Source organism: Citrobacter amalonaticus (assembly GCF_037053465.1).
Taxonomy (GTDB): Bacteria; Pseudomonadota; Gammaproteobacteria; order Enterobacterales; family Enterobacteriaceae; genus Citrobacter_A; species Citrobacter_A amalonaticus_H.
Map to the genome: position 1 here is coordinate 1 of NZ_JBALIF010000050.1, position 1,754 is coordinate 1,754.

Below are 1,754 nucleotides of genomic sequence, written 5' to 3' on the forward strand. Positions count from 1 at the left end.
ATGCTATTTACTCCTTGATTTGCTGGTAACAAACCGAGGCAGTATTTAGCATGGGCATTCTACGGGCAAAGCCCCACATGAACGATCACCACCTCCATAGGAGGTGGTTTAAGATTGATAATGAAAAAAGGGCTTACGCCCTTTTTTATTAATCATCAGACTCTGTGTAGTCTTCCGCGCCTTCCATCTGCGGTTTACCGCCAGACAGAGTATGGAAACGTTTTGGACGCTTGATACGCGTCATGTATTTTGACCATACACGTTCCGCCTCGGTCACCGGTTCACGTTCACCACGGCATACCGCAACAAAGAGTTTCTCTTCCTCGGTAACCGGTTCACGCTTACCCAGATCCAGCTCGTTGAAGGCATAACCATGACGCTCAAGCAGTTGTGCCTCTTTGATGGTGAAATCACCATGACGGGAGAATCCGCGTGGATAATATTTGTTGTCGAAATATCGATTAGTCGTCGTAAAGCTTTCCGCCATCCTGCACGCTCCTAATTCTTTGGCCGAGCTATTTATGGCGCGGAGTATTAGTTACGCTTGACAGAGTGTAAAACAAAACATTTAAATCATAACGACAAATAATTTTGCGGAGAGCACTGTGGATACGGAATTGTTAAAAACTTTCCTGGAAGTTAGCCGAACGCGCCACTTTGGCCGGGCTGCGGAAGCGCTCTACCTGACTCAGTCAGCAGTCAGCTTTCGCATAAGACAGCTGGAAAACCAACTCGGTGTGAATCTCTTTACCCGCCACAGGAATAATATCCGCTTAACGGCTGCTGGCGAGAAGCTTCTGCCTTATGCTGAGACGTTAATGAATACATGGCAGGCGGCTCGTAAAGAGGTCGCCCACACATCACGACACAATGAGTTCTCTATCGGTGCCAGCGCTTCTCTGTGGGAGTGTATGCTAAATGGCTGGCTGGGACGTTTATATCAGTCCCAGGAGGCCCAGAACAGTCTGCAATTCGAGGCCCGTATTGCACAGCGCCAATCGCTGGTTAAACAGTTGCATGAGCGTCAGCTTGACCTGCTGATCACCACTGAAGCACCCAAAATGGATGAGTTTAGCAGTCAACTACTGGGGTATTTCACACTGGCTTTATATTGCTCCACGCCTTCAACATTAAAAGATTCCCTGAATTACTTGCGATTAGAGTGGGGACCTGACTTCCAACAAAATGAAGTTGGGTTAATTGCCGCAGATGAAATTCCGGTACTAACCACCAGTTCTGCAGAACTCGCCAGGCAGCAGCTACACGCACTAAATGGTTGCACCTGGTTGCCTACAACCTGGGCCAAAGAAAAGGGTGGGTTGCATACCGTTGCAGATAGTTCAACGCTTTCACGTCCGTTGTACGCTATTTGGCTGCAAAATAGTGATAAACATGCACTTATTAAAGATCTGCTAAAGAACAATGTACTGGAAGAGTAAGTGAAAATGCCATTGGCAAGGATGCCAAAGCAAGAGCAAAGAATGGCTGTTGTTTGGTGTTTAACAGACAAAAAAAATCCTTAGCAAATGCTAAGGATTATTTTCTGGCAGGGGCGGAGAGACTCGAACTCCCAACACCCGGTTTTGGAGACCGGTGCTCTACCAATTGAACTACGCCCCTAATTAGGGTGGCGGAACGGACGGGACTCGAACCCGCGACCCCCTGCGTGACAGGCAGGTATTCTAACCAACTGAACTACCGCTCCACCGAATTTTTCTACAACCACTGATTTTTACATCAGTTTACTGCTTAAT

The 1,754-nt window shown here is 47.5% G+C and carries 2 protein-coding genes and 2 tRNA genes; 1 reads left to right on the forward strand and 3 read right to left on the reverse strand.

Annotated features, from left to right (window positions below):
• Positions 1-148: 148 nt before the first annotated feature.
• On the reverse strand, positions 149-487 hold the full coding sequence (maoP, locus tag WB371_RS23675) for a macrodomain Ori organization protein MaoP (protein WP_042326051.1): 339 nt from the start codon (positions 485-487) through the stop codon (positions 149-151).
• 118 nt (positions 488-605) lie between these two features.
• Between maoP and hdfR the strand changes: the two genes are divergently transcribed.
• Positions 606-1,439, forward strand: coding sequence for an HTH-type transcriptional regulator HdfR (gene hdfR, locus WB371_RS23680; RefSeq protein WP_336222380.1), 834 nt, complete (start codon positions 606-608; stop codon positions 1,437-1,439).
• Positions 1,440-1,544: 105 nt separating this feature from the next.
• Here hdfR and WB371_RS23685 read toward each other — a convergent pair.
• Both WB371_RS23685 and WB371_RS23690 read right to left on the reverse strand, forming a co-directional pair.
• Positions 1,545-1,620, reverse strand: a tRNA-Trp gene (locus WB371_RS23685).
• Between the two features lie 8 nt (positions 1,621-1,628).
• Positions 1,629-1,705, reverse strand: a tRNA-Asp gene (locus tag WB371_RS23690).
• Positions 1,706-1,754: the final 49 nt, after the last annotated feature.